At 65.3% G+C, this 1446-nt stretch carries 2 protein-coding genes and 1 pseudogene; all 3 read right to left on the bottom strand.

The features are described from left to right. A pseudogene (locus BACI9J_RS23980) lies at nucleotides 1-247 on the bottom strand (DNA-binding protein); the annotation flags it as partial. Then, nucleotides 248-1216, bottom strand: a complete 969-nt coding sequence (gene yidC, locus BACI9J_RS23975; protein ID WP_159736802.1) for a membrane protein insertase YidC — start codon at nucleotides 1214-1216, stop codon at nucleotides 248-250. It lies immediately after the preceding pseudogene. An 8-nt stretch (nucleotides 1217-1224) separates the two neighbouring features. Further along, on the bottom strand, nucleotides 1225-1446 hold a 222-nt coding region (gene yidD, locus BACI9J_RS23970; RefSeq protein ID WP_159736801.1), incomplete at its 5' end, for a membrane protein insertion efficiency factor YidD.

Genomic DNA, 1446 nt, shown 5'->3' with positions numbered 1-1446 from the left:
CGATGCGGGTGAGTTCCTGCAGTGCGGTCACCGTGTCGGGCTTCGAGAGGACACGAAGTGCCTCTCCGTCGTCCGTGACCGACAGGTACACGCGACCGCCGCGTTCCTCGATCTCGATGTCACCATCGAGATCACAGATGTCGAGGAGTTCCTCGATGTAGTCCGCTGCGATGTCCGCTTCGTCGCGGACGTCTTCGGTCTCGGTGTCCGTCGTCTCGACGGCGGCCGCGGTGTCCTGCTCGGTCACTTACTTCTTCCCGTTCTTCTTCTGGCGCTGCTTGCCGACCGGCTGCTGACGCTGGGTGGTGACGCGCACGGGCTCGATCTCCGTCGCGCCGACGCCGGCGCCGGCCTCGGCGAGGACCGGAGTGGCGGTCCCGCGACGCTGGGCCTTCTTGGCCAGGCGGGCTTCACGAGCCAGAGCAGCTTCGGAACCCGGGGTCGGCATGCTGCGGATGACGAAGTACTGCTGCGCCATCGTCCAGAGGTTCGAGGCGAGCCAGTAGAACATGACGCCCAGGGGGAAGCTGAGGCCCGAGATCACGAAGACCAGCGGGAGGATGTACAGCATCATCTTCTGCTGGCGGTACATCGGAGACTCCTTGGTCTCCGGCGACATGTTCTTGGCGACGAGCTGCAGCTGCGTGATGAACTGCGACGCGGTCATGACGACGATCATGAAGCCGGCGATCGCGCGGACCTCCCAGCCGGAGGCGTTCGTGAACGTCTCGTGCAGGGGAGCGCCGAACAGCGCCGCGTTGCCGAACGAGGCCGCGAGGTCGTTCGTCAGCAGGCCGATGCCGGTCTTGTTGATCTGCGCTTCGTGCAGCACTGAGTACAGCGAGAAGAAGATCGGCATCTGCAGCAGCAGCGGCAGGCAGGAGCTGAGCGGGTTGGTCCCGGTCTCCTTGTAGAGCGCCATCGTCTCGCGGCTCATGGCCTCGCGCGAGAACTGGTCCTTCTTGCCCTTGTACTTGTCCTGGATCTTCTTCAGCTGCGGCGCGACCTCGAGCATGCGACGCTGCGACTTGATCTGCCGGACGAAGATCGGGATCAACGCGGCGCGGACGACGAACGTCAGGAAGATGATCGAGAGCACCCACGTGATGCCCGCGCTCGGGTCCATCCCGATGCTCTCGAAGATCCAGTAGAAGCCGACGAGGATGGCCGAGACCACCCATTTGAGCGGCCAGAGGATCGTTCCGATGATGTCCATGGGGACGGCTACGCCTTTCGAGTGCGCTGGGGGAGCAGGACCGGCCGGGCCGTTCCGACCGCGGGGTGCGGCTGCTGCGGGATCGGCGCGAGGACGAACCCGAACCGGTTGACGACGAACGGGTGACGACGTTCCTTGACGTCGTCGATGCCGCCGGCAGCCCAGGGGTTGCAGCGGGCGATGCGCCAGGCGCCCATGGCGGATCCGCGCACGACGCCGTACTGCTGGAT

Source organism: Arthrobacter sp. 9V (assembly GCF_902506065.1).
Lineage (GTDB): Bacteria > Actinomycetota > Actinomycetes > Actinomycetales > Micrococcaceae > Arthrobacter.
The sequence above is the reverse complement of the archived record's forward strand: the minus strand, read 5'-3'. Positions and strand labels throughout refer to the sequence as shown.

Bases quoted from the DNA above. Each gene is read 5' to 3' on its own strand.
- yidC (WP_159736802.1), bottom strand. From the start codon at position 1,216: ATGGACATCATCGGAACGATCCTCTGGCCGCTCAAATGGGTGGTCTCG.